Genomic DNA, 22,395 nt, shown 5'->3' on the forward strand with positions numbered 1-22,395 from the left:
GTTCTGCTCGCTCAAGACGTTCCTCCGGATGTTCGACCGAGCACGGGCTCGGTGACGGGATGGGGTTCCTCGACCTCGGCTGCCGCCGGTCAACTTCTCGGTGGTAGGCCGCAAGCGGCGGCGGCGTGCCCACCGCGACAGGGCTAGTTGTGGCCCAGCGGTGGTTTGAGCCCGTATCGGGCGATGAGGTCCGGCAGCCAATCGGGGGTGGCGAACTCCAGCCCGTACTCGGCCGCGAGGCGCGCCATCTCCCCTTCCGCGGGCGGGCTGCCCGCAATCAGGTCGGACAGGTCGTGGAAGAACCCTTCGAAGCCGCCCGGGGCGATCACCTCGATCATCCGCGCGGGCGTCTTGCCCGCGTTCCACATCGTGTGGAGTTCTCCGCGTGGCTTGGTGATGTAGCCACCTGCGCCGAGTACGGCCTCGCGGTCGCCTGATCGGAAACCGATCTCCCCCTCGGTCACGATCGAGTACTCGTCCTCACGGGTGTGCAGGTGCGGAGCGACCAGTGCACCGACGGGGAAGGGGTGTTCCACGATCGACACAGCACCGCCTGTGTCGTGGCTCCAGAGCTTGAAGGCCACTCCGATGTCTCCGAGATCCCCCGCCTTTCCCTCTCCCGGTTGCACGATCGTCAGTGGCGGAGGCGTTGTGTCGCCCATGGTGATTCCCCCGTTGTCATCGATGTGACTTGCTGCCGGCGTCGTCCGGCTCGACCCGTGGCGAGGCCGGGTCAGCGGGTGCGGCTTCGCCGTCGCGAGCGAGCTGGGCGATGAAGTACTCCGGGTCGTCCGGGTCGAAATTCCGTTCGGTGGTCTCCACCGGCATCGCTGGCTCCAATCACCATGGGGGCAGCGGCTTGTATCGTTGGTCGCCGTCGTCACGTCGATTGGCGTGAACGAAGGGGCGAATCTTTCGGGGGTCGGCGAAAACTTGCCCTGAAGGTCCCCATCAGGCGCCTATCTGTGCAACGCAACTGTTCGCGCCGGGTGCCTCGCTGCCCGCGATCCGTGGCGCGCCGGTACGGCTGTGGTGTTGTCGGCCGGTGTTGCCACGGCCGCGCTGGGTGCGTCGCTCGGCATGCGGGTCCCGGTCGGGCCGTCGTCGTGCCCGCTCTTTCGGCTTCGGGCGCCGACTGGTCTGGTCCGCACCGCGGTCAAAACTCAGGATTTCGATCTCCGGCACGTCGCAGTGGACCGGCTGATCGCCGCCGCGGACTCGCCCGAACGGACCCTGGCCGCCATCGGGTCCACTTTCCGCGGTGCCGGGAGCGTCGAGCTGCTCAGCGCACGACTCGGAACACGCCCCATGCCGGCCGAGCCGATGGTCGCCAGGCGTGTGCGGCCCGGCCAGGTTGCCGGAGTCCCGGCGCTCATGGGACCGGTCGTCGAGCCGGATGAGCCGCTTCGCGTCGTTCTGGCCGCCCGGCTACCGCGCCTCCTACGATCTGCTTGGATGGTCGAGGACGGCTCGATCGTCGGCCTGCGCTTCACCCACTGCGGAGACGGCTCACAGTTCTCCGGACGCTACACCTGACCTGCGAGCCGGTCGCCCACACCCCGTGCGCCCGGACCGGACTCATCGCGCGCGGGCGCAAGCCTTGCTCCCATAGCTACGGTTCGCCTTCTACCGGGAGGCGGAGTGGGCGAAGCTAGTGCTCGCCTGCGTTGTCCGTGCTGTGGTCGCCGGGCATGGTGGCGTCCACGAGTTTCTGCGACGGCGCCGCGACGTGGCGGGGTTTGCCGAAGAAGCCGATTTCGCCTTCGGTGTGCATGCGTTCGATCATGTGGGGGTAGTGCAGTTCGAACGCGGGGCGTTCGGAGCGGATGCGGGGCAGTTCGGTGAAGTTGTGCCGCGGCGGGGGGCAGGAGGTGGCCCATTCGAGGGAGTTGCCGTAGCCCCAGGGGTCGTCGACGGTGACGATTTCGCCGTAGCGGTAGCTCTTGAACACGTTCCAGATGAACGGCAGCGTGGACGCACCGAGGATGTAGGCGCCGATCGTGGAGATCGTGTTCAGGGTGGTGAACCCGTCGGAGGTGAGGTAGTCGGCGTAGCGGCGGGGCATGCCCTCGGCGCCGAGCCAGTGCTGGACCAGGAAGGTGCCGTGGAAACCGATGAACGTGGTCCAGAAGTGCCACTTGCCGAGTTTCTCGTCCATCATCCGGCCGGTGATCTTCGGGAACCAGAAGTAGATGCCGGCGAAGGTCGCGAAGGCGATCGTGCCGTAGAGCACGTAGTGGAAGTGCGCCACCACGAAATACGTGTCGGACACGTGGAAGTCGATAGCGGGGGCGGCCAGCAGGACGCCGGTCAGGCCGCCGAGGAGGAACGTGACCAGGAAGCCGACAGCGAAGATCATCGGTGTCTCGAAGGACAGCTGGCCCTTCCACATCGTGCCGATCCAGTTGAAGAACTTCACGCCGGTCGGGACCGCGATCAGGAAGGTCATGAAGGAGAAGAAGGGCAGCAGCACGGCGCCGGTGGCGTAGAGGTGGTGCGCCCACACGGAGAACGAGAGGGCCGCGATCGCCAGCGTCGCGAAGACCAGGCCCTTGTACCCGAAGATCGGTTTGCGGCTGAACACCGGGAGGATCTCGGACACGATCCCGAAGAACGGGAGCGCGATGATGTAGACCTCGGGGTGGCCGAAGAACCAGAACAGGTGCTGCCACAGGATCACCCCGCCGTTCGCGGGGTCGAACACGTGCGCGCCCAGGCGGCGATCGGCTTCCAGGCCGAAGAACGCGGCCGTGAGGATCGGGAACGCGAGCAGGATCAGGATGCTCGTGACCAGGATGTTCCAGGTGAAGATCGGCATCCGGTACATCGTCATGCCCGGCGCCCGCAGGCAGACCACGGTGGTGACCATGTTGACCGCACCGAGGATCGTGCCCAGACCGGACACGATGAGCCCGGCGATCCACATGTCCGTGCCAGGGCCTGGAGTGTGGGCGGCCTCCGACAACGGCGTATAACCCGTCCAGCCGAACTCGGCCGCGCCCCCTGGCGTCAGGAAGCCGGAAATGACGATCAGGCTGCCGAAGAGGTAGAGCCAGTAGGAGAACGCGTTGAGCCGCGGGAACGCGACGTCGGGCGAACCGATCTGCAGCGGCAGCACGAAGTTCGCGAACCCGAACAGGACCGGGGTCGCGTACATCAGCAGCATGATCGTGCCGTGCATCGTGAACAGCTGGTTGTACTGCTCCTGCGACAGGAACTGGAGCCCGGGCCGGGCCAGCTCCGTGCGGATCAGCATCGCCATCGCGCCGCCCATCATGAAGAAGGCGAACGCCGTGACGAGGTACATCACACCGATCTGCTTGTGGTCCGTCGTCCGCATCAACCGAAGCAACGCCGCGCCCTTCGTGGAAGCGCGCGTGGGATAGGGCCGCGTTGCGATCGGGCGAGGCGCGACGGTCCTCATGATTTCCTCCTGCTGGATGCTGGACTGGCTGCTTCTTCGATCCCGGTTCGGAGTGGGGAACCGTTCGACGGCACCGGTCCGGCCTGATCTTTCGTGGAGCACTCACCCTGTCGGACCGCCTCCGGTCCGGACCCGGTTCCTGTCGGCACCGAGCACGGGCAGCCAGCCGGTTGCCGTGCCGGAGAAGCCCGACATACCGCAGACGTGGACATCAATGGGCTACAGAGTCGTACCGCCGCCATCCTCGCGCATTGCTGCCAGCGGCCGTTGCGTATTCATTGCTGGCAGGAATGCCCGAGCACCTGCCAGCCGGTAGCGACATTACCGGCTGGCAGGTGCTCGGGGGATATGGACAACTACCTGGGGTTCGACGCCGATGACACCGCCGGTGCCGGTCATGGCGACTGAGCGATCCCGTGGGCAGACCAGACGGGCCGGAGGAGATCTTCAGCAATCCGCCCACCAAGCCTTCGGGTGACCTGAAATCCTTCTCTGGAGGCACTTAGTGCCGCTGTGATTGTGGTGCGACCGGTTCGCGTGGAACGGAGTCCCTACCTGCTACACGATGTGGTCCGGGGACGCCTCAGCCACCTGCGGGCCAGCCGCTCCATTCGGCGTTGGCTGGGCCCGGGGAGGAGCCGGTAGTTCAAGGCATTGCTCAGAGGACATGTCTGGCGGCCGGTTCCACGCCGGTGACGGTGGGGGCGCGAACTCCAGGTGGCAGGAATGCGAGGAGACCCCCGCCGCCGCGATGCTGGACGGGCTCCCGCCACCCGGGGCGCGCGGTTTCCGGCCACTTCGCCGGCCGTGCGCCCCCGACCAGCTCCGGACCGGAAGGTGGCGTGTGATGAGAAACTTCGACCTGGCCCCTGTCGGACGCCCGGCGTTTTCCTGTTGCGCCACCGCTTAAGCCGCCCTCGTCCCGCACGTTTCCCCGGCAGTCGCCGCGTTCAGGCCGTTCGTCGTGCAACCCGAGCCGAATCCGTATCGAACGCAGGTGGCGAACGCGAACCTCGAACTGGTTCCCTTTGCGCGCCTGGCGCCTGACCCTGTTGCTTCGGCTCATCGTCGATGGCCATCGGCGCGGCGGTGGGCAAGTTCGTTCAGGAGCCGTGAAGGCATAACAGGGGCTTGCAAATGCAGAAGACCTTCAACGGAGAGAAGGTGAGGCGACATGACGCCAGGATCGTCCCACGCCCGGACGGCATACACCGCTGGCACTGGAGGGAAACCCGCGCTCACATGACCACGTCGGAGACCAGCGGACGAGTCCTGGTCGGCGGACGCAGCTTCGACCCCGAGTCCGCCGCCTGGGTCCGAGAATTGAGCCCTGGCAGCGCGAACTTCGAAGATGTCTGCCGCAGGCTGTACGCGATGCTCATCAGGATCGCCAGGAGGGAGGCCGCTCGCAGGTCTTCGGCCACGCGGATCAGTGGCCCCGAGCTCGAAGACCTGGCTCACCAGGCCGCAGCCGATGCCCTCATGTGCATCACCCGCAAGATCGGCGAATTCCGAGGCGATGCGCAGTTCACGACGTGGGCCTTCACATTCGTCATCCTCGAGGTCGCAACGAAAGTCGGCCGACACGTCTGGCGGAATCACCGTGTGTCTCTCGACCAGGACGAGACGAACCGCGCATGCGCGGCCGTCGGCGACGAACCGCCCCACCAGGTGGAAGCCATCGAGCTCCGAGCCGCCCTCACTCACGTCATCGAGAACGTGTTGACCGAGCACCAGCGCCGTGTCTTCGTCGCCGTGGCGATCGACAGAGTCCCTATGGGAACCCTCGCAGCGCGACTGGGCACCAACCGCAACGCCATCTACAAGGCCATGTTCGACGCCCGTCGCAACATCCGCAACTACTTGGTAGCGAACGACTTCATCGCGTGACCAAGCACAGGCGCGGAACGCCGATCCGAGCGACCGATCTTTCCCGGATGGAGACCGCTGCTCATACGGCCGCAACGGTCGACAGCCACGACAGCGAACCGGAACCGACCACACTGGACAAGGAACGCGGCCCGTCGCCTCCCTGCAGGCCTGTTGGCAAGGCCCCGGCGGCGAGGTCGCGTTCGTAACTGCGGCTCGTGAACGCCCATCACCGCGGCAGCTGGGCGCGAGCCGCGTCCTTTCGTAGTTCCCGATGAAAGAATGGCCGCTAGGCCCGCGAAAGCGCTGCCGCCGCGCCGTGCGACCCGGTCCGCGTCGCCCGCGCGACGCCGGCGGCAACCGCGACACGGACGGCACACACCTCGACGATGCCGCAGACCTCCTCCTTCGCCTCCCCTGAACAGGTGGATGTCTCTCGACGAGGAGCCTCAAGGAGGCGCGCCGGCGCCGTCGACACTCGAATCCCGAGAACGAGATGAGAACCGCGTAGTGGCAAGATGCGACCGACGTTCCTCACGATGGAGGGCGACCATCGCCGCAGTGGCGCGTTCGACGGACTGCACCGCGGCTACCAACGTGTACCTGCGGCCAGCACGCGGACGGTGCGCTGGTCTTCCTGCTCGGCCGCAAGCTTGACCACATCGGCGACGCCCGCACCGCGAGGGCCCGCCACGAGTCATCGTGAACCCCGCGAACTCTTGGTGTTCACGCGCGGGCAGGTCGCCGCCGTGTGGGCGGGTAATCGCTTGATCCGTGAACGACAAACACTGATTTCCTGCATCCGGATCAACGCCGAAGTCGCCCGTCACGCTGGGCTGGCCGTGCCGAAGGACCGCGATCTTCACCGGTCCGGTCTCGAGCCAGAGGTCGCGGAAGTCCTCGCCCTGCTGCCGACCTGGTCGTCATCGGCCTGCTTGGGTTGGGTGTCCGTCGCCGAGTCGGTGGTCTCGTACGTCGTCGCGGATACCTTGCGCAGTGCGGGGCCGGCCTCGTCGGACTGGTCCGGGGCGTCGACGTTATCCGTGCTGACCTGGGATGCGGGGTTGTGGTCATGGAGGGGTCCGCGCATAGTGAGAACACGGGTGGCGCGGGACCGGCGTCACGGAGATCTGCGGCCCTTTCGACCTTCGGCGTTGCCCGAGGGGACGGGATCGTGGCGGTGCCACGACCGTCCGGAGGTCTGCGCTGTGGAGACGATCGGTCACGTGGGCAAGCGCCGCGATGGCGCGCGCGCCAGCGTGAGCATGCACCTCGATGACCAGGCCGCCTGTCGATTCGCGCTCGGGGACATGGCACTGGAGCTCGAGCCGATGCGGCCGCAGTCCGGTGGCAACGGCGGGTTCTACGAGGCGTTGCAGGTCTTCGCCGACGAAATCGGAGCGGGGTTCCGCACGCTGGACTACGACGCGGTAGCCGCGGCCTGGCCCGATAAGCACGCCTTCGCCAGGGCCGGCTGGACGGTGTATCAGCGGATGGCGTACCTGCCCGAGCGGTTCAGGTCATCAAGGGTTCGCCCTTCAGCGAGCGGTTGAGCGAGTCTGGTGAGGAGGCGGCGTGGCTGCCGCCGGAGCGGAGGCCTGATGGTTACTCAGCGAAGCGACCGGATCGCCGGGGAGCAGGCGGCGCTGCGGCGGGTGGCGACGCTGGTGGCCCGGGCGGCGGCGCCAGAGGAGGTGTTTGCCGCTGTCGCTGAGGAAGCCGGGCAGCTGCTGGGCGCGCACCATTCGTGGATGACCCGGTACGACCCCGATGGCGCGGCAAGGTTGGTCGCTACGTGGAGCAGCACCGGCGCCGCCGCCCCCGCCGGGACTCGATTGAGCCTCGGCGGGCGGAACGTGCGCACACTGGTGTTCCAGACCGGCCGTCCCGCGCGGATCGACAACTCCACCGACGCCACGGGCCTCGTCGCCGACCTGGCCCCCGGGTTCGGTTACGGCGTGGCCGTGGGCGTGCCGGTCAGCGTCGAGGGCCGCCTGTGGGGCGTCATGGTCGTCGCATCCTCGCAAGGGGAGTCGCTGCCGGTCGATTCCGAGGCCCGGCTGGCTGGGTTCACCGAGCTGGTGGCCGCCGCGATCGCCAACTCACAGGCGCGGGTGGAGCTGCGTTGGTTCGCCGGGGAGCAGGCGGCGCTGCGGCGGGTGGCGACGCTGGTGGCCCGGGCGGCGCCGCCGGAGGAGGTGTTCGGGGCGGTCGCTGAGGAAGCCGGCCAGTTGCTGGGCGCGCACCATTCGTGGATGACCCGGTACGACCCTGATGGCGCGGCAAAGTTGGTCGCCACGTGGAGCAGCACCGGTACCGCGGTCCCCGCCGGGACCCGGCTGAGCCCGGGCGGGCGGAACGTGTACACGCTGGTGTTCCACACCGGCTGTCCCGCTCGCATCGACAGCTCCACCGGAACCTCGGGCCCGGAGTGCGATATCGCCAGCGAGCTGGGCGTGCGCTCGGCTGTCGGCGTGCCGGTCAGCGTCGAGGGCCGCCTGTGGGGCGTCCTGGTCGTGTCATCCACACAAGAGGAACCGCTACCGGCGGACACCGAGGCGCGGCTGGCCGGGTTCACCGACCTGGCCGCGACCGCCCTCGCCAACGCCGAGGCCCAGACAGAGCTGGCCGCGTCCCGGGCTCGGATCGTGACCACCGCCGATACCGCCCGCCGCCGGATCGAACGCAACCTGCACGACGGCGCCCAGCAACACCTCGTCTCCCTCGCCCTACAGCTACGCGCCGCGCAGCTGACCGCGCCCTCCGAGGCCGGTGAGCTGATGCGGCAGCTGGACGAGGTGGCCACCGGGCTGGTCGAGGTCCAGGAGGAGCTGCGCGAGATCGCCCACGGCCTCCACCCGGCCATCCTGGCCGAGTACGGACTGCCCTCCGCGCTGAAGGAACTGGCCCGCCGCTCGGCGGTCCCGGTCCGGCTGGATGTCCGCGTGGAGGGGCGGCTGGCCGAGCCGGTCGAGACCGCCGCCTACTACGTGGTGGCCGAGGCGCTGACCAACGCGGCCAAGCACGCGCACGCCACCACCGCCGAGGTCCACGTGGCCGCCAGTGAGGGCCTGCTGTGCGTGCGCGTCCGTGACGACGGCCGCGGCGGCGCCGACGGCACCCGCGGCTCCGGTCTCACCGGCCTCAATGATCGGGCCGAGGCCCTCGGCGGCCGGATGGCGCTGCACAGCCCACCCGGAGCGGGCACCACCCTTCAGGTTCAGCTCCCGGTGGAGCCGGCCCGCCCCACCGCGGTGCGAACGGCAGGGCCTGGTGCCTGAAAAGCGTGCACGAGGTGCCACCGTGGTCGTGTTCGCTCTGAGATCAGTTCAGAATGAGGTCGGTGTGTCTGCGTCGTGGGTGGGAGGCGTCCACGATCGTCAGGGTGCGCGAGGAGATCGTGGCCGACGGGTTGTGGGCTCGGCTTGAGCCGCTGATTCCACCGACATGACCGCCGCCCTGACCTCGGCGGGGCTCGACGCCGCCCGCATCCACACCGAACTGTTCACCGCCCTCGACGCCATCAACCCCGGCCTCGTCGGACAGACCACCAGGCCCCCGCACACACCATCCGGCCCGCCCGGCACCGGGCCGAAGGTGACCTTCGCCCGCAGCGGCGTCTCGGCTCCCTTCCGCGGTGGCACCCTGCTGGACTTCGCCGAGGCGTGCGACGTGCCCGCCCGCTGGAGTTGACGCACCGGCGTGTGCCACACGTGTGTCACCCCCGTGCTGTCGGGCTCCGTCGACTACGCGCCCTCGCCCCTGGAGTCGCCAGCCGCCGGCGCTGATCTGCTGCGCCACCCCACGCGCCGACCTCGTCTTGGACATGTGAAAGGAAACCCTCCGATGAACTGGGCCCTGCAAGTCGTCACGCTCTCGGTCAGCGATGTCAACAAGGCGCGGGAGTTCTACACCGACCGGGTCGGTTTCACCCTCGACGTCGACTACCACCCGCGCGACGGCTTCCGCGTCGTCCAGCTCACCCCGCCCGGCTCGGCCTGCTCGATCCAGCTCGGCACGGGCCTCACCGACGCCGCTCCCGGTTCGGCGCGCGCCATCTACCTCGCCGTCACCGACGTCGAGGCCGCCCACCGCGAGCTGGCCTCACGCGGCGTGACCACCGGCCCGCTGCGCCACAAGACGGACGCCGACCCCTGGCAGGGGCACTGGGAGCCGGGCCTCGCCCCGGACCGCCGCGACTACGCGAGCGCGTTCGACTTCGCGGACCCGGACGGCAACACGTGGCTCGTGCAGGAGATCGGACACCGGCCGTTGTGGCGGCGGGAAAGTCTGAAACCCCCTTGCCGACCACGATCGAGCGACGATGCCCTCGCACGACAATTCACGCGGGCAGATTCGTTGCTGCTGTCAGCTTTGATCAACCTGTCGTCGGGGGTTGACGCGCCAGCGTTGCTGCCAGTGGATCAGTGGCATGAGCCCGACCAGCAGTTCCCGGCCGGATTCGGTGAGGGCGTTGCGGATCTCGACCGGGGTGGTCGGGATCACGGTCCGCTCGACGAGGTTCTGGGTCTGCAGCTCCTTGAGTCGCACGGCCAGCAGCCGGTTGGAGATGCCATCGACCGCGTGGTGCACCTCGCCGAACCGCTGCGCCCCGCGGGCCAAAGCCAGCAGGATCGCGGCGCTCCACTTGCGACCGACGAGCTCGATGCTGTGCTGGAACTCCCGGCACGACTCGTCGTCGATGGTCCCCACGTCTCGGAACATCGAAGCTTTGCTGGTCACTTACCAATAGTGACTCGCTTACCTCGTGTTTGCCGCTCGTGATGTCCCTGCGGATCGTGGGATTCGGTTCACGAAGGAGTAGCACCATGACCGAACCGAACACAGCGGAGCGGACCGTGACGTTCGGGGTGAACGTCGATCCGGTTGTCGTGCCCGCGCGCGAGTTCGTTGCCGTGGCACGGGCGGCTGAAGACAGCGGGTTCGGCCTGATCGGCATCCAGGACCACCCCTACCCGGCGTAGTTCTACGACACCTGGACGCTCATCGCGTACCTCGCGGCGAACACGCGCTCGGTCGCGTACACGCCGAACGTGGCCAACCTCGGTCTCCGGTCGCCGACGATGCTCGCGAAATCCGCTGCCACGCTCTCGCGGCTGCTCGGTGGTCGCCTCGTCCTCGGGGTTGGCGCCGGGCATCCGGAGGGCCGATCCCGGCGATGGGCGGCTTCGACCGGTCCGGGCCGGCGATGATCGACTACGCGGAACACGTCCGATGCCGTAATACCGGATCTCCGAGGCCGCCCGGCTAATGCCGACCGGGACAGCGTCGTCGACAGCCCCACCGCGCGCACCCGCCCCCGCCGGTCGGCCTGGCCGAGCACCAACGTCGTCGGCCGAGACGGGCTGCCGGTCACGCCGAGCACGAGGGCGTCGACTTCGTCGTAGTGGCGCACCTTGACCCACCCGGCGCGGCCACCGCGCAGCGGGTAACGGCTGGCCAGCGGCTTCGCGACAGTCCCGTCGATGCCCACAGCGGCCCGCTCAGCGCTGATCCACTCCCGACCCGGGCGAGGTCGAGGGTCGAGAGCATCAGCTGCACGCCGGCGTTCCCCGCGCCGACCACCGCGGCGAGCCGCTCGCGCCGCCGAGACAACGGCCACAGCCGCAGGTCACGGCCGCGGGCACCGAGCAGGTCAAAGGCCACGTAGCAACGCCGATGCCCTCGGCGCGACGCCGTGCCGGACCGCGGCCGAGCGCCGCGAAGTCCAGCCGGCGCTCGCGATACGCGCACAGCTCGCCGTCGAGCACCACCCGGCCCAGCGCGGCCGCCGCCTCGATGATCCCGGGAACCGGTCGATGAGGTCACCTCCGGTGCGGGACTGGAGCATCCCGCCGGGCACGTGCACCACGCACCGCCACCCATCCAGCTTCGGCGAGTACTCGAACGCGCCGGTGGGCAGCTCGGCGGCCGGCTCGACGACGGCTAGCCGCAGCGGCAGTTCCGGCACGGGCACATGTCCGTCGTGGATCCCGCTGACCAGCGGCGCAGCCGTAAACCGACGTGTCTGCGACCGGGACTGTCCCCACCCGGCAACACCTGCCCGCAAGCGTCGCTCCGATGGAGCAACCGGGCCAAGAGAAGCGAGGTCACCAGCCTGCCGCGGCGCAGGTTCATCATCACCATGTAGGTCGGCTGCTTGAACGGCTCGTCGAGTTTGAGCGTGCGGTGCCGGTAGAGCGGCAGGGACTTGTGCAGGCAAACGGCAAAGCGTAGACACTGTGGATGGGGACAGGCGGGGCCTTGACGGGCCGGGATCCGCCCGACGCGGTTCTGCTGCAGCAGAGCGCGTGCACTCGGGTGACCCGAGTGTGGCTGCCGGGGCGCGTCTCTGTTGTCTGCAAGGAGCCGCTGGGGCCGGATGCGCAGCGGCGGCTGCAGCACGAGGTGGCGATCCTGGAGCGGCTGCGCGGCGTCACCGGAGTCGCGCAGCTGGTGGACGCGCCGCGGTACCCGGGATCGATAGTGCTGGTGGACGCCGGTGACATCACTCTGGCCGAGCCTGCCGAACCACTGGTTATCGATGAGCTGGTCCGGCTGGCCGGCAAGTTGGCCCATGCGGTCGCGGGAATGCACCGCCGCGGAGTGCTGCACCGCGACATCACCCCGGCCAACATCGTCATCTCCGGCGACGGAGACCCGTGCCTGGTGGGTTTCGCGCTGGCGACGTCGTTCGCTGAGATCCGTCCCGAGTTCACTCCCCACAGCGAGATCGTCGGGTCGCTCGCCTACCTCGCCCCCGAGCAGACCGGGCGCACCGGCCGGTCGGTGGACCAGCGCGCGGATCTGTACGCGTTGGGCGCGACGCTCTACGAACTGGCCACGGGCCAGCCGCCGTTCGGCTCCGGCGACCCGCTGCGCCTGACCCACGATCATCTGGCGCGGGTGCCGGTACCGCCGGTCCAGCTGAACCCGGCGGTGCCCGCTCCGCTGTCCGAGATCGTGATGCGGCTGCTGGAAAAGGAACCCGACCACCGCTACCAGTCAGCGGAGGGCCTAGCCCACGACCTGCACGAGGTCCGCGACGCCCAGGCGCATCCGGCGGCGGCTCGGGTGCGCGTCGGCGAGCACGACGTTCCGCCGCGGCTGCTGCCGCCCTCACGACTCGTGGGACGCGAAGCCGAGGTGGCAGCGCTGGAGGCGGCGTTCGAGGCGGCGCTGGCCGGCCGTTGCCAGGGTGTGCTGGTCAGTGGGACGCCGGGAGTGGGCAAGACCGCGTTGGTCGATCAGCTGCGGCCGGTGGTGACGGGCCGGGACGGCTGGTTCGTGGCCGGCAAGTTCGACCAGTACCGGCGGGATATCGAGTTCAACGCGGGATATCAGGCGTTCCGCGCCTTGGGGCGGCTGTTGCTGGCCGAGCCGGAGGACGCGCTGGCCGCGATTCGTGAACGGATCGTCGAGGCGGTCGGGGCGAACGCGGGTCTGTTGAGCGCGGTGGTGCCGGAGTTCGCGGTGCTGCTGGGGGTGCCGCCGGATGCGGGGGATCCCCTGACCGCGCAGGCGCGCATGCAGCAAGCAGGTGTGCAGGGGCTGCGGGCGGTCGCGTCGCGGAACCGGCCGGTGGTGGTGTTCCTCGACGACCTGCAGTGGGGTGGGCGCACCCCGCTCGGCTTCGTCGATCTCGTGCTGTCCGATGAACCGGTCGAAGGCCTGTTGCTGGTCGGCGCCTACCGCGACGTCGAAGTGGACGCTGCGCATCCGCTGACCGCGTTGCTGTCCCGGTGGCGCGAGCAGGCCGGCGTGCGCTGGCTGGGGCTGGACAACTTGGCCGTTCCGAGCCTGGTCGCCATGGTCGCGGAGATGCTGCGCGCGGATCGGGCCACCGCGGCGGGCCTGGCCGAGATGATCAGCGAGCGCACGTCCGGCAACCCGTACGAGACGGTGGAGCTGCTCAACGCGCTGCAGCGGGAGGGCGTGCTGGCGGCGACGGCCGCCGGGTGGCGGTGGGATGACGCGGCGGCGCGGGCTCGGCTGGGCCAGTCCGAGGTGGCCGGGCTGCTGGCGGCGCGGGTCGCGGCGATGCCGCCGTCCTCGCGGGCGCTGGTCGAGGCGATGGCGTGCCTGGGTGGGCGAGCCGAGGTGAGTCTGCTGCAGACCGCCACCGCCGCACAGGCGGGCGTGGTGGACCAGCAGCTGGGGCCCGCCCTCGACGAGGGCGTCCTGGTGATCGAGCCGGGGCTGCGGGAGGCCGTGCGGTTTCGCCACGACCGCACCCGCGAGGTCATCCTGAGCGGGCTGGACCCGCCGCGGCGCCGCGCCCTGCAGCTGGCGATCGCGCGGCGGTTGGCCGGGCTACCGGAGCTGTTCGCGGTGGCTGCCGAGCAGTACCTGCCGGTGATCGACGCCGTCGTCGATGCGGCGGAGCGCCGGCAGGTGGTGGGGCTGCTGCGCCGCGCCGCCGACCAAGCGGTGTTGATCGGCGAGTACACACTGGTGAACGCGCTGCTGGTCGCCGCGCTGCGGCTGATCGGCCCGGGGGAGACCGCCACGCTGATCCAAGTGCACACCGGCCGCCACGCTGCCCTGTACAGCCTCGGGCGGCTGGACGAAGCGGACGCGGAGTACCACACGATCGAGCGGCTGTGTCCCAGCACGATCCGACGCGCCGACGCGACAGCGGTGCAGGTGCGCAGCCTGACCCACCGCAAACGCTTCACAGAAGCTATCGATCTGGGCCTGAAGTCGCTGCGCGCGTGCGGGATCACCATCCCGGCCGCCGGCCAGCTCGCCGCCGATCTCGACCGCCGGTACGAGTACCTGTACCGGTGGCTGGACACCGACACCGCCGAGGATCTGGTTCGGCCGGAGATCACCGACCCCACGCTGCTCGCCGCGACCCGCCTGCTCGACGCGACCCTGCCGCCGGTTTCTTTCCTCGCCGACCACACCAGGCTCGCCTGGCTGTGCCTGGAAGCCCTGCGGATCTGGCTCGAGCACGGACCCGGACGTACCCTGGTCTGCTCCGCCTGCTTCGCCTCCTACTACACCGTGGTACAGCGCGGCAACAGCGCCGGATATCGGGCGTTGGGGCGGCTCCTGGCGTGGGGCGAAGCTCGCGGCTACGAGCCCGAGACCTCGTACGCGCACTACTACTTCGCCATCCTCAGTTGCTGGTTTCAGCCGCTCGAGAACGGTGTCCACGCCATTCTGCGTGCCCGCGAGGGGCTGATCGCAGGTGGCGACCTGGCGTACGCCGGCTACACCTATCACTCGATCGAGTACTTCTTGCTCGACTGCGCGCCAACCCTCGACGACCTCGTCGAGCAGCTGGAGGCGGGCGTCGCCTTTGCCCGGCGCACCGGCAACGAACAGATCGGCCAGGTGCTCGACGGTCACCGGTGGCTGGCCGGTGTGCTGCGTGGCGGAAGCTCGGACGCGATTGGCACGGCGGATCCCACCGACAGGTACGCCGACAATCCGATGGCGCTTCTATACGCGCATCTCAGCCGGGCGCTCGCCGCCGCCGTCTTCGGCGATCCGTTCGGCTTGGCACAGCACACCGCGGCGGCGATGCCGCTACTACCGGCCATCCTGGGCCACTACTCGACCGCTGTGGCCCGCCTGCTGCGTGGGTTGGCCTTGGCCGGGCAAGCCCGCAACACGGCCGGTGACGAGCGCGCCGCTCTGCTGGTGGAGCTGGACGAGACGACGCGGTGGCTGGCTGCACGTGCCGCGGACGCGCCGGACAACTTCCTGCACCTGCAGCGGTGGCTGGAGGCCGAGCGGGCGTGGGTGGTGGGGGATGTCCGGGCTGCCGAGCTGGCGTTCGACGCCGCCCGCCGCGAGGTCGCCGGCCGTGCGCGGCCCTGGCACCGGGCGTTGATCACCGAACGCGCAGCCCGCTTCTATCTGGCCCGCGGCCTGGATCGCGTCGGTGGTGAGCTGCTCGCCCAGGCCCGCCAGACCTATGCCGCCTGGGGTGCGAGCGCGAAGGTCGACCAACTCGACTGGGCCTACCCCAGACTGCGGCCACACTCCGACGTGACCACTGGGCTGAGCGGAGATCGGCCCGCTCATCTGGCGCAGCAAACGGGCCCGGTCACCACCGGCACCCTGGACCTGCTGGGCATCCTGGCCGCCTCCCAGGCCCTGAGCTCCGAGACCAGCATCGAACACCTGCGTACCCGCGTCGTCGAGGTCCTCAGCGCGATGACCGGCGCCACCGGTGTGCAGCTGCTGCTGTGGAACCCCGAAGGCCACGACTGGCTGCTCCCCGCTCCCGACGGCGCCAGCGACACCGCCCAGATCCCAGATACGGCCCCCAACGCTGCCGGGGAACCCGTGGTCCCGCTGTCGGTGCTGCGCTATGTCCAACGCCTCAGGGAACCGGTGCTGGCCGCCGACGCCACCGGGGACGACCGCTTCGCCCGTGACCCCTACTTCACCGACCTCGACCGCTGCTCCCTCCTGGCCGTACCCATCCTCAGCCGCGGCAGCCTGCGGGCGGTGTTGGTGCTGGAGAACCGGCTCATCGGCGCCGCGTTCACCGCCGAGCGGCTCGACGCGGTGAGCCTCATCGCCGGGCAACTGGCCGTCTCGCTGGACAACGCGCAGCTCTACGCCGAGCTGACGACCTCACGTGCCCGCGTCGTCACCACCGCTGACCAGACCCGGCGGCGCATTGAACGCGATCTTCACGACGGCGCGCAACAACGACTGGTCTCCCTGGCTCTCCAGGCCCGCGCGGCACAAGCATCCGCACCTCTCGACGCCACTGAGCTCCGAGCCCAGCTGGACAGCCTCGCCATCGAAGCCACCACCGCACTCGACGAACTGCGCGAACTCGCGCGTGGCATCCACCCGGCCGCCCTCGCCGACGGCGGCCTGCCCCCCGCACTCAAAGCCCTGGCCCGTCGCTCGCCGATCCCGGTCGAGCTGGAGGTAACCATCCCGCGGCGGCCACCCGAACAAATCGAGATCGCCACCTACTACCTGGTCGCCGAAGCCCTGACCAACACCGCCAAACACGCGCACGCCAGCATGATCGGCGTCACGGTCGACACCACCGACCAGGAGACCGGCGACGTCCTACGCGTCCGCGTCCGCGACGACGGCCGCGGCGGTGCCGACCTCGCCCGCGGCACCGGCCTCGTCGGACTCAAAGACCGGGCCGAAGCACTCGGCGGCCGACTGGTGGTGCACAGCGCCCCCGGCGCCGGCACCACCCTGCACGCCGAACTTCCGCTGTCACACACCCACAAGGCCCCGGACTCCCGAGGATGACCTGAGCCGCAAGGTGTGGCTTGCCGCTGGCCACGGTGAGCGGGGCCGAGCCGCACCTCGTTGCCGAGGTCGGCCGCCGCGGCCGGGTCACTGACAGTCACGGCAGGCGGGTTGTACGTCGCCAGAGGGGTTCGTCGCCGCCGGCGCCGGCGAGTTGGCCGAGGCGGAGGGTGCTGCGGGTGACCTCGTCCTGCATGCAGGCCAGGGCGGGCCGGCATTCCTGGTTGAGCGGCCAGGCCTGCTCGCGGTCGAACGACCAGCCCCGGCGCGGGCTGCCTCCGGCGACTGGTGCCAGCCCTCGAGCCGCGGTTGCCAGACGGACAGCAAGCCGCGCACCTGTGCGAGGACCGTCATGATGACGTCGGCCCTGGTGCTGCCCGCACCCGGTCTTCTGGGGAGATGTCCGGGCCGGTGTCGCGCACGATGCCCCGGAGGTTGCGGAACTGTTCGTAGTGCTTCAAATGCATGAAGTCCGAGCCCAGGCCTGGTGGAGTGCTGTGTGCGGGCTCTTCGCCGGTCAACAGCTGGCGTCGGCCTGGAGCATCTGCTGAAGGCCTACCTTCTGCTCACTGCATCCGGCGCTGGTCATCGACGCGTCGCACTGGCCGTCGCTCTGCGCGCAGCCGGGCACGGCGAACACTCGGGCATCGACGCAAGCCGCGCCGAATCCATCGGCTTGAAACAGACGTTTGACTATGTCACGGCCCAGACCCACGATTGCCGTCCCCGACGCGGCGTCCGATCATCATCGACAGCTCAGCGTCGACCGTTCGCAGGCCGTGGAGACGGGACCTGTCCACTGCGCGGTGACGGTGCCCCACCGCCAGACCGGGTTCAGGCGTCGATGGGGTCCCAAGCCGCTCGACCGTCCTGGATGCGGACGTGGCCAAAGGGCACGTCCGCGAAGTGGATGCCGAAGCCGATCGGGTCGGGTTCGGCAAGTTCGGCGACGAGGCTGTCGCGGAGGTTCGTCGCGTGGTGGTGGTCGTATCGAAGGCGTTTTCCCACAGCGGGCGGGTGATCTGGAGCGGAGAATGAAAGGCGTCACCGAAGTCGATCACCCGCTTCCCGCCCGCGTTGATGACGTAAGCGCCGTGTCCGACGTTGTGGCCTGGGCTGAGCATGACGGTGACGCCGGGAAGATCGCCTCGCCCTCGGCCACGGTGCGCACCTGCGGCTGCATGACTTTGAGCATGTCACCCGTGCCCTGCTCTTCGGCGAGGTGACGCTGGGCCCGTTCGGGTTCGGCGACCAGGTATTGGGCCTTGGTGAAGGCGGGCCCGTCGGTGTCCGGGGCGGGGTGCCAGGCCCAGCCGACGTGGTCGGCGTGCAGGTGGGTGAGCGCAACCGCCTCGATGTCCGCGGGGTTTCGGCCAGTTGTTGCACCAGCCCCGATGCGTGCAGCTGGGCAGCTTGATGCGCGAGTACCGCGCCGTCGCTGACCAGGCCATCGAGTCGGCCGAGGTGAGCATGTGCCGATGCGGGCCAGGCCGTCGCGCTTCGCCCCGAACCCGTGCAGCCGGATCCCGCGCGCCCACAGCGCGGTCACGATCGCGGCGATCTCCGCGGTCGAGTCCCGCCGGCACACCGAACCCAACCCGACCAGCCGTTCCTGCGTCAGGTCGATGCCGACGGCTACAAACGTACCCATTGCCTTCTTCCCGACTCGCTCTGGCCCGGCGGCAAGTACGGCGCCGGCCGCCGCGACAGGTGCCTACGTCGGCGTGCTCGGCGCGGTGCGCGTCAGGGACCACAGCAGGGGGATCGCCGTCCGCGGTGCCCATCCGATGAAGTGGTGACTTCAGACCCTAGTCTGCCGAGGCTGTAGCTGCGGACGATGACCTGAGGGGACTCCAACCGGCAACGCTTGCGGGAAGGCGATAAGGAGGTCGTCATGGCGGGAATTCGCAGAATGAGTCTGGATAACCCGGAAGAGGTGCGGCCCTTCCAGGATGGGCGCGGCCAACTGGAGATGGTCAACCTCGACGAAGGCGCGGTGGCGCGCGCAACGTTCAGGCCCGGCTGGCAGTGGTCCAAACATGTGAAGCCAATCGCGGGAACCGAGAGCTGCGAGGTGCCTCACAGGGGCTACGTCATTTCGGGGCGCATGACTGTCAGGATGAACGACGGGGAGGAAGCCACGTTCGGGGCTGGCGATTTCATGATCATCCCGCCAGGACACGACGGATGGGTCGAGGGCGACGAGCCGTGCGTGGTGATCGACTGGCAAGGCATGACTGACTACGCCAAACAAAAGGCGTGAGCAGGCGAAAACCTGAGGCGACCGAGCGGCAGGTACATCTCCACGTGCCGCAACCATCGGCCGCGATGAACCCCGAGGTAGAACCTGGTCTCGTGCGTCGCTGTGTAGGTCGAGGCGTGGAAAGTTTCAGGCACGGACCTACACCCCCCTCCATGTGATCTGAATGTCATGCCGTCTCATGGCCATCTGTTGCCGATATCGGCCAGGGTTGTCCGCGCGGGACTCGGCCATGGGCGGGTCCCGTTCGGCGGCCCTGAACATGCGAGAAGGCCCCGGCCGCCGCGACGACGGTCCGGGGCCTTTCTCCAGCCGGTCAGCTGGTGATCAGTATGACCATTCCCAGCCGAGGGAGCACCCCAACGGCTACACCGGAATAACGCCGGTCACAACCCAGGCGGCGAACGCCTCGCGAATGCTCGGCATCCAATACGTTCGGTCCACTTCCCACGCGTCACGACGTTCCGCATAGGCATCGGCAAAAACTTCCGCGACAGCAGCGGCTTGCGACAGCGCGAACGCCAGCGCCTCGGGGCGGCAGTCACTCGAAGGTCTCACGCGCAGGCGGGCCGAGGTCCACCGCATACGGCTCGCGATCCCGGGAGGCATCGTGGGCGCGGTCTGATCGAACCATTCGGCCGTTGCCCCGCGGACCGCGTCTCGCTCGCAGGGGTCCGTTTCGGAGGGTGCAGCAGTCATGATCGATTTCTCTTTCTTCGGTCTTCTCCGCGGGAAGGGTTGCCCAGAGAGATGGGCGCGGGTGGAGCTGGCCGATCGGGGTCGTCTCCTACCGGTCAGCTGGTGATCAGTACGACCATTCCCACCCGAGGACGCCGTCGTGGAAGAAGCCCGAGGGCGTGGTCAGCTGGAGCTTGCCGCTCGCGTCCGGCGTCGCGAACGCGATCTGCCCCGTGTACGTGTGGTTGGGCGCGTACGTCGACGGCAGCTCCTTCGTCGACGTCAGGCACAGGTCGGTCTCGGCCTGGTCGGTGACGCCGGAACTGCCGGTGGTCGAGAACGCGTACGGGTTGATCAGGCCGGGCAGCAAGTCGAACGCGCCGCCGCCCATCGCCACGTCCTTGTCGACGGCGGTCTTCACCGTGACATCCAGGAGCACCGTGTGCTTGCCCGGCTCCCGCTTGCTGTACGGGTCGCACTTCGGGTCGACGGTGATCTTCGTGATCCAGAAGTCGACGGCCGTGGTGGTGTCCGTGTTGGTGATGCCCGCGCGGTCGCCGACCTTCTTCGTCAGGTACGAGGGCGACTGCGAGGCCGGCGCGGCGGCGGCCGGGGAGGCGGCGGTCGTCACGCTCGCCGGCGCCGGCGCGTTCGGGAAGCTCGGGGTGGTGGGCGCGGCGTTGGTGCCGCACGCGGTCAGACCGAACGCGGTCACCGCCGTTGCGGTGAGCAGGAGGAAGCGCTTGGACATGTCGTAATCCCTTGATCAAGTGTGCTGGTGGTAGTTGGAACTTGAGGCGAACGTGTTGCGGACAGTGCTCACCGGCTCGTGTGGTCGTGGGCTGATGTCACGAGGCGAGCCAGTCGACGTGCTCGGCATCGGTGCCGGTAGCGAAGTAATGCAAGGAAACCCTTCGTGGAAGGTGCCTCGAATGGAGAGCGCGCGAATGGCCGGCGCCTCGTCGGGCAGGATGGACGGGGTGAAGCGCAGGAGCGAATGCCCTGCTAGATCGCGTATTTCCAGACCGTGAGCGAGTACGCCGAATACCAGGCGCCAACGAGTACGAATACGGAAGCCGACGCCACCATCGTGACCGTGCGACGGTGCGCGAGCCCCGCCGCGATCGGCAGTAGCAACGCGAAATCAGGGAGCAGAAACCGGGTCTTGAGCGCCGGAAGCCCGGCACTGCACACGACCAGCACAACCACACCGACCGCATACGCGGCCAGCTGCCACGGGATGCGGCGGCTCGCAACCACAATCGCCGCCAAGCCCGCGGCGGCGAGCGTCACCAGTACAACAAGCGTTTGCCACGCGCTGCCCTCGCTGAACAGCTGGCGGGATGCCCAACGCCACGTGTCGATGCCAGGATCAAGGCGCGTGTTCCAACCGTGGTGCTCAATATCCGTCCACCCCGTCACGCTGCCCGTGCGCACAGCCACCATGCCCCAGTAGCCCAGCAAACCGAGCGGCGCGACCACGACGCACGCGAGGGCCTGCCAGCGGCGTCGGCCGCGCCACGCGTCGATCACCGCCGCCACAACCACCACAGCAATCAGCACGGACGCCGTCGACCTGGTGAGCCCAGCGAACACGGTCGCACCGGTCGCCAAAAACCAATTCCGCTCGAGCACGCCGACGAGCGCCCACACCGCCAACGCGGTGAACAGCGACTCCGTCATCACCATCGACTCGGTGATCGCCATCGGCGCACCCGCCCACAACACGGCCAGCAACAACCCGACGCGCGGCCCGCTCGCCAGCCGACCGATCCGGTACAGCCCACACGCGGCAGCGAGGCCGGCGACCGCCGACACGATGAGGCCGGCCGCAGTCAAGGAAATGCCGGGCAGTTGGCCGACGAGCTCGGTAAACGCCGGGTAGAGGGGAAAGAATCCGTACGGCGCATCGGGGAACGGGTGCCCGCTGATGTCCATCGGGTGGGACACGCCGGTGTAGTTGTGTTCCGCGATCTGCAAATACCACCAGCCGTCCCACGACCGCAGCCGGTCGAGCAGCGGCCGGTTGCTGTGCACGGCCATGAGAGCCAGTACGCCCACGCTGAACAGCCGCACCGCCAGGAACAGCCCCGCCGCGCGCACATAACCCGACTGCGCCCACGGCAACCCACGCGCGCTTCGTCGGAGTGCGGAGAGGAGATCGGCCGAACGAGGAGAAGACACAACAAGCGCCGGCCCCTCCGCGTTCGGCACCGGTCTGTCCTCGATGTTCGTCAACGTTGCCCCCTGCAATTTTTGGATCAGCGAAGAATCTTCGAGTCGATCAAGAGCAGCGTTACCCAGCTTCCGAGTGAGGGAAGTCACCGCTCGCCGCCGGTAAGGCCGGCCTCCTCGGCGATGGTGAACGCCACGATCTCCGAATGGTCGCTGCTGCGCTTGGCGAAACCGACGTGGCCGAGCAGCTCGATGCGTACGTCCGGGAGCGACAGCGTCACGCTCACGAGCCGGCGGATCTTGACGCCGAGCTCGACCTTTGTGACCGCGCTGACCTTCCACGGCGACAGCAGGCTCATCGGCTCCGTCGCGACCCGGACCGTGTACGCGGTCTGGGGTGTTGTAGGCGAGGCGGATGACCGCGCCGAGGTGCAGCGGGCCCTCGTCGATGCCGCCGAGCAAACCGCTGGAAGTCGAGAACGATGTCAAGCTGCTCGTCCGCGTCGCCGACGGGCTGGCTCGGCTGTAGCCGCAGTGCCGTGCCCGGCCCGATCCTCAGCATCGGGTCGGGCACCACGGCGAACGCCGGCCTTGGAGCGTGGAGCAAGAAAAGCAGCTCTCACCGGAAACACCGCCGGGCGAACGATCAACTTAGTACTGCAACAACACTTCGTTAGGTAGTCACCGGCGTGTCGGTTAGGCTCTGGTTCGACGGTCGTGTAGTTGATCTTGTGTGCTGGAGATG

At 68.7% G+C, this 22,395-nt stretch carries 20 protein-coding genes and 1 pseudogene; 11 read left to right on the forward strand and 10 right to left on the reverse strand.

What is annotated here, in order from left to right; genetic code table 11:
- Positions 1 to 143: 143 nt before the first annotated feature.
- Both ACIA77_RS51365 and ACIA77_RS51370 read right to left on the reverse strand, forming a co-directional pair.
- Complete coding sequence (locus ACIA77_RS51365; protein ID WP_395893552.1) at positions 144 to 545, reverse strand: cupin domain-containing protein; 402 nt, start codon at positions 543 to 545, stop codon at positions 144 to 146.
- Between the two features lie 133 nt (positions 546 to 678).
- Complete coding sequence (locus tag ACIA77_RS51370) at positions 679 to 828, reverse strand: hypothetical protein (RefSeq protein WP_395893553.1); 150 nt, start codon at positions 826 to 828, stop codon at positions 679 to 681.
- Positions 829 to 1,029: 201 nt separating this feature from the next.
- Here ACIA77_RS51370 and ACIA77_RS51375 point away from each other — a divergent pair, with 201 nt between their 5' ends.
- Complete coding sequence (locus ACIA77_RS51375; protein ID WP_395893554.1) at positions 1,030 to 1,536, forward strand: hypothetical protein; 507 nt, start codon at positions 1,030 to 1,032, stop codon at positions 1,534 to 1,536.
- A 115-nt stretch (positions 1,537 to 1,651) separates the two neighbouring features.
- Here the strand turns inward: ACIA77_RS51375 and ctaD are convergent, their stop codons facing one another.
- Entirely contained in the window at positions 1,652 to 3,424 is a 1,773-nt protein-coding gene (gene ctaD, locus ACIA77_RS51380; protein WP_395893555.1) for a cytochrome c oxidase subunit I, read from the reverse strand.
- Between the two features lie 1,137 nt (positions 3,425 to 4,561).
- Here ctaD and ACIA77_RS51385 point away from each other — a divergent pair.
- The 5 genes and pseudogenes from ACIA77_RS51385 to ACIA77_RS51405 all read left to right on the forward strand — a co-directional run.
- Entirely contained in the window at positions 4,562 to 5,314 is a 753-nt protein-coding gene (locus tag ACIA77_RS51385; RefSeq protein ID WP_395893556.1) for an RNA polymerase sigma factor, read from the forward strand.
- 497 nt (positions 5,315 to 5,811) lie between these two features.
- Positions 5,812 to 6,846: a hypothetical protein gene (locus tag ACIA77_RS51390; protein WP_395893557.1), complete on the forward strand. Its 1,035-nt coding sequence runs from the start codon at positions 5,812 to 5,814 to the stop codon at positions 6,844 to 6,846.
- A 48-nt stretch (positions 6,847 to 6,894) separates the two neighbouring features.
- The gene (locus tag ACIA77_RS51395) at positions 6,895 to 8,574 is read left to right on the forward strand and encodes a GAF domain-containing sensor histidine kinase (RefSeq protein WP_395893558.1); all 1,680 of its coding nucleotides are present in this window, start codon (positions 6,895 to 6,897) and stop codon (positions 8,572 to 8,574) included.
- A 166-nt stretch (positions 8,575 to 8,740) separates the two neighbouring features.
- Complete coding sequence (locus ACIA77_RS51400; protein WP_395893559.1) at positions 8,741 to 8,986, forward strand: hypothetical protein; 246 nt, start codon at positions 8,741 to 8,743, stop codon at positions 8,984 to 8,986.
- A 153-nt stretch (positions 8,987 to 9,139) separates the two neighbouring features.
- A pseudogene (locus tag ACIA77_RS51405) lies at positions 9,140 to 9,526 on the forward strand (glyoxalase superfamily protein); the annotation flags it as partial.
- Between the two features lie 135 nt (positions 9,527 to 9,661).
- Here ACIA77_RS51405 and ACIA77_RS51410 read toward each other — a convergent pair.
- The gene (locus ACIA77_RS51410) at positions 9,662 to 10,018 is read right to left on the reverse strand and encodes a winged helix-turn-helix transcriptional regulator (protein ID WP_395893570.1); all 357 of its coding nucleotides are present in this window, start codon (positions 10,016 to 10,018) and stop codon (positions 9,662 to 9,664) included.
- Positions 10,019 to 10,122: 104 nt separating this feature from the next.
- On the opposite strand from ACIA77_RS51410, the gene ACIA77_RS51415 reads away from it, so the two are divergent.
- Positions 10,123 to 10,278, forward strand: a complete 156-nt coding sequence (locus tag ACIA77_RS51415) for a hypothetical protein (protein ID WP_395893560.1) — start codon at positions 10,123 to 10,125, stop codon at positions 10,276 to 10,278.
- 21 nt (positions 10,279 to 10,299) lie between these two features.
- Positions 10,300 to 10,506: an LLM class flavin-dependent oxidoreductase gene (locus ACIA77_RS51420; RefSeq protein WP_395893571.1), complete on the forward strand. Its 207-nt coding sequence runs from the start codon at positions 10,300 to 10,302 to the stop codon at positions 10,504 to 10,506.
- 443 nt (positions 10,507 to 10,949) lie between these two features.
- Here ACIA77_RS51420 and ACIA77_RS51425 read toward each other — a convergent pair whose 3' ends face one another.
- Entirely contained in the window at positions 10,950 to 11,264 is a 315-nt protein-coding gene (locus ACIA77_RS51425) for a hypothetical protein (RefSeq protein ID WP_395893561.1), read from the reverse strand.
- Between the two features lie 293 nt (positions 11,265 to 11,557).
- Here ACIA77_RS51425 and ACIA77_RS51430 point away from each other — a divergent pair, with 293 nt between their 5' ends.
- Together ACIA77_RS51430 and ACIA77_RS51435 are read left to right on the forward strand one after the other, a co-directional pair.
- A complete protein-coding gene (locus ACIA77_RS51430; RefSeq protein ID WP_395893562.1) occupies positions 11,558 to 16,537 on the forward strand; it encodes an AAA family ATPase in 4,980 nt (1,659 codons plus the stop codon).
- A gap of 906 nt (positions 16,538 to 17,443) precedes the next feature.
- A complete protein-coding gene (locus ACIA77_RS51435; RefSeq protein ID WP_395893563.1) occupies positions 17,444 to 17,575 on the forward strand; it encodes a hypothetical protein in 132 nt (43 codons plus the stop codon).
- Positions 17,576 to 17,594: 19 nt separating this feature from the next.
- Here ACIA77_RS51435 and ACIA77_RS51440 read toward each other — a convergent pair whose 3' ends face one another.
- Complete coding sequence (locus ACIA77_RS51440; protein WP_395893564.1) at positions 17,595 to 18,188, reverse strand: MBL fold metallo-hydrolase; 594 nt, start codon at positions 18,186 to 18,188, stop codon at positions 17,595 to 17,597.
- Positions 18,189 to 18,431: 243 nt separating this feature from the next.
- On the opposite strand from ACIA77_RS51440, the gene ACIA77_RS51445 reads away from it, so the two are divergent.
- Positions 18,432 to 18,800 (forward strand): cupin domain-containing protein, encoded by a 369-nt coding sequence (locus ACIA77_RS51445; protein WP_395893565.1) that lies wholly within the window; start codon positions 18,432 to 18,434, stop codon positions 18,798 to 18,800.
- 363 nt (positions 18,801 to 19,163) lie between these two features.
- On the opposite strand, the gene ACIA77_RS51450 is transcribed toward ACIA77_RS51445, so the two are convergent.
- The 4 genes from ACIA77_RS51450 to ACIA77_RS51465 form a co-directional block, all read right to left on the reverse strand.
- The gene (locus ACIA77_RS51450) at positions 19,164 to 19,496 is read right to left on the reverse strand and encodes a hypothetical protein (RefSeq protein ID WP_395893566.1); all 333 of its coding nucleotides are present in this window, start codon (positions 19,494 to 19,496) and stop codon (positions 19,164 to 19,166) included.
- A 106-nt stretch (positions 19,497 to 19,602) separates the two neighbouring features.
- Positions 19,603 to 20,226 carry a hypothetical protein gene (locus tag ACIA77_RS51455; RefSeq protein ID WP_395893567.1) on the reverse strand — a complete coding sequence of 208 codons (624 nt, stop codon included), beginning with the start codon at positions 20,224 to 20,226 and terminating at the stop codon, positions 19,603 to 19,605.
- 254 nt (positions 20,227 to 20,480) lie between these two features.
- Positions 20,481 to 21,713: a hypothetical protein gene (locus ACIA77_RS51460; RefSeq protein ID WP_395893568.1), complete on the reverse strand. Its 1,233-nt coding sequence runs from the start codon at positions 21,711 to 21,713 to the stop codon at positions 20,481 to 20,483.
- Positions 21,714 to 21,796: 83 nt separating this feature from the next.
- A complete protein-coding gene (locus ACIA77_RS51465; RefSeq protein WP_395893569.1) occupies positions 21,797 to 22,009 on the reverse strand; it encodes a hypothetical protein in 213 nt (70 codons plus the stop codon).
- Between the last annotated feature and the right edge of the window lie 386 nt (positions 22,010 to 22,395).

Source organism: Amycolatopsis sp. NPDC051903, from assembly GCF_044452505.1.
GTDB lineage: Bacteria > Actinomycetota > Actinomycetes > Mycobacteriales > Pseudonocardiaceae > Amycolatopsis.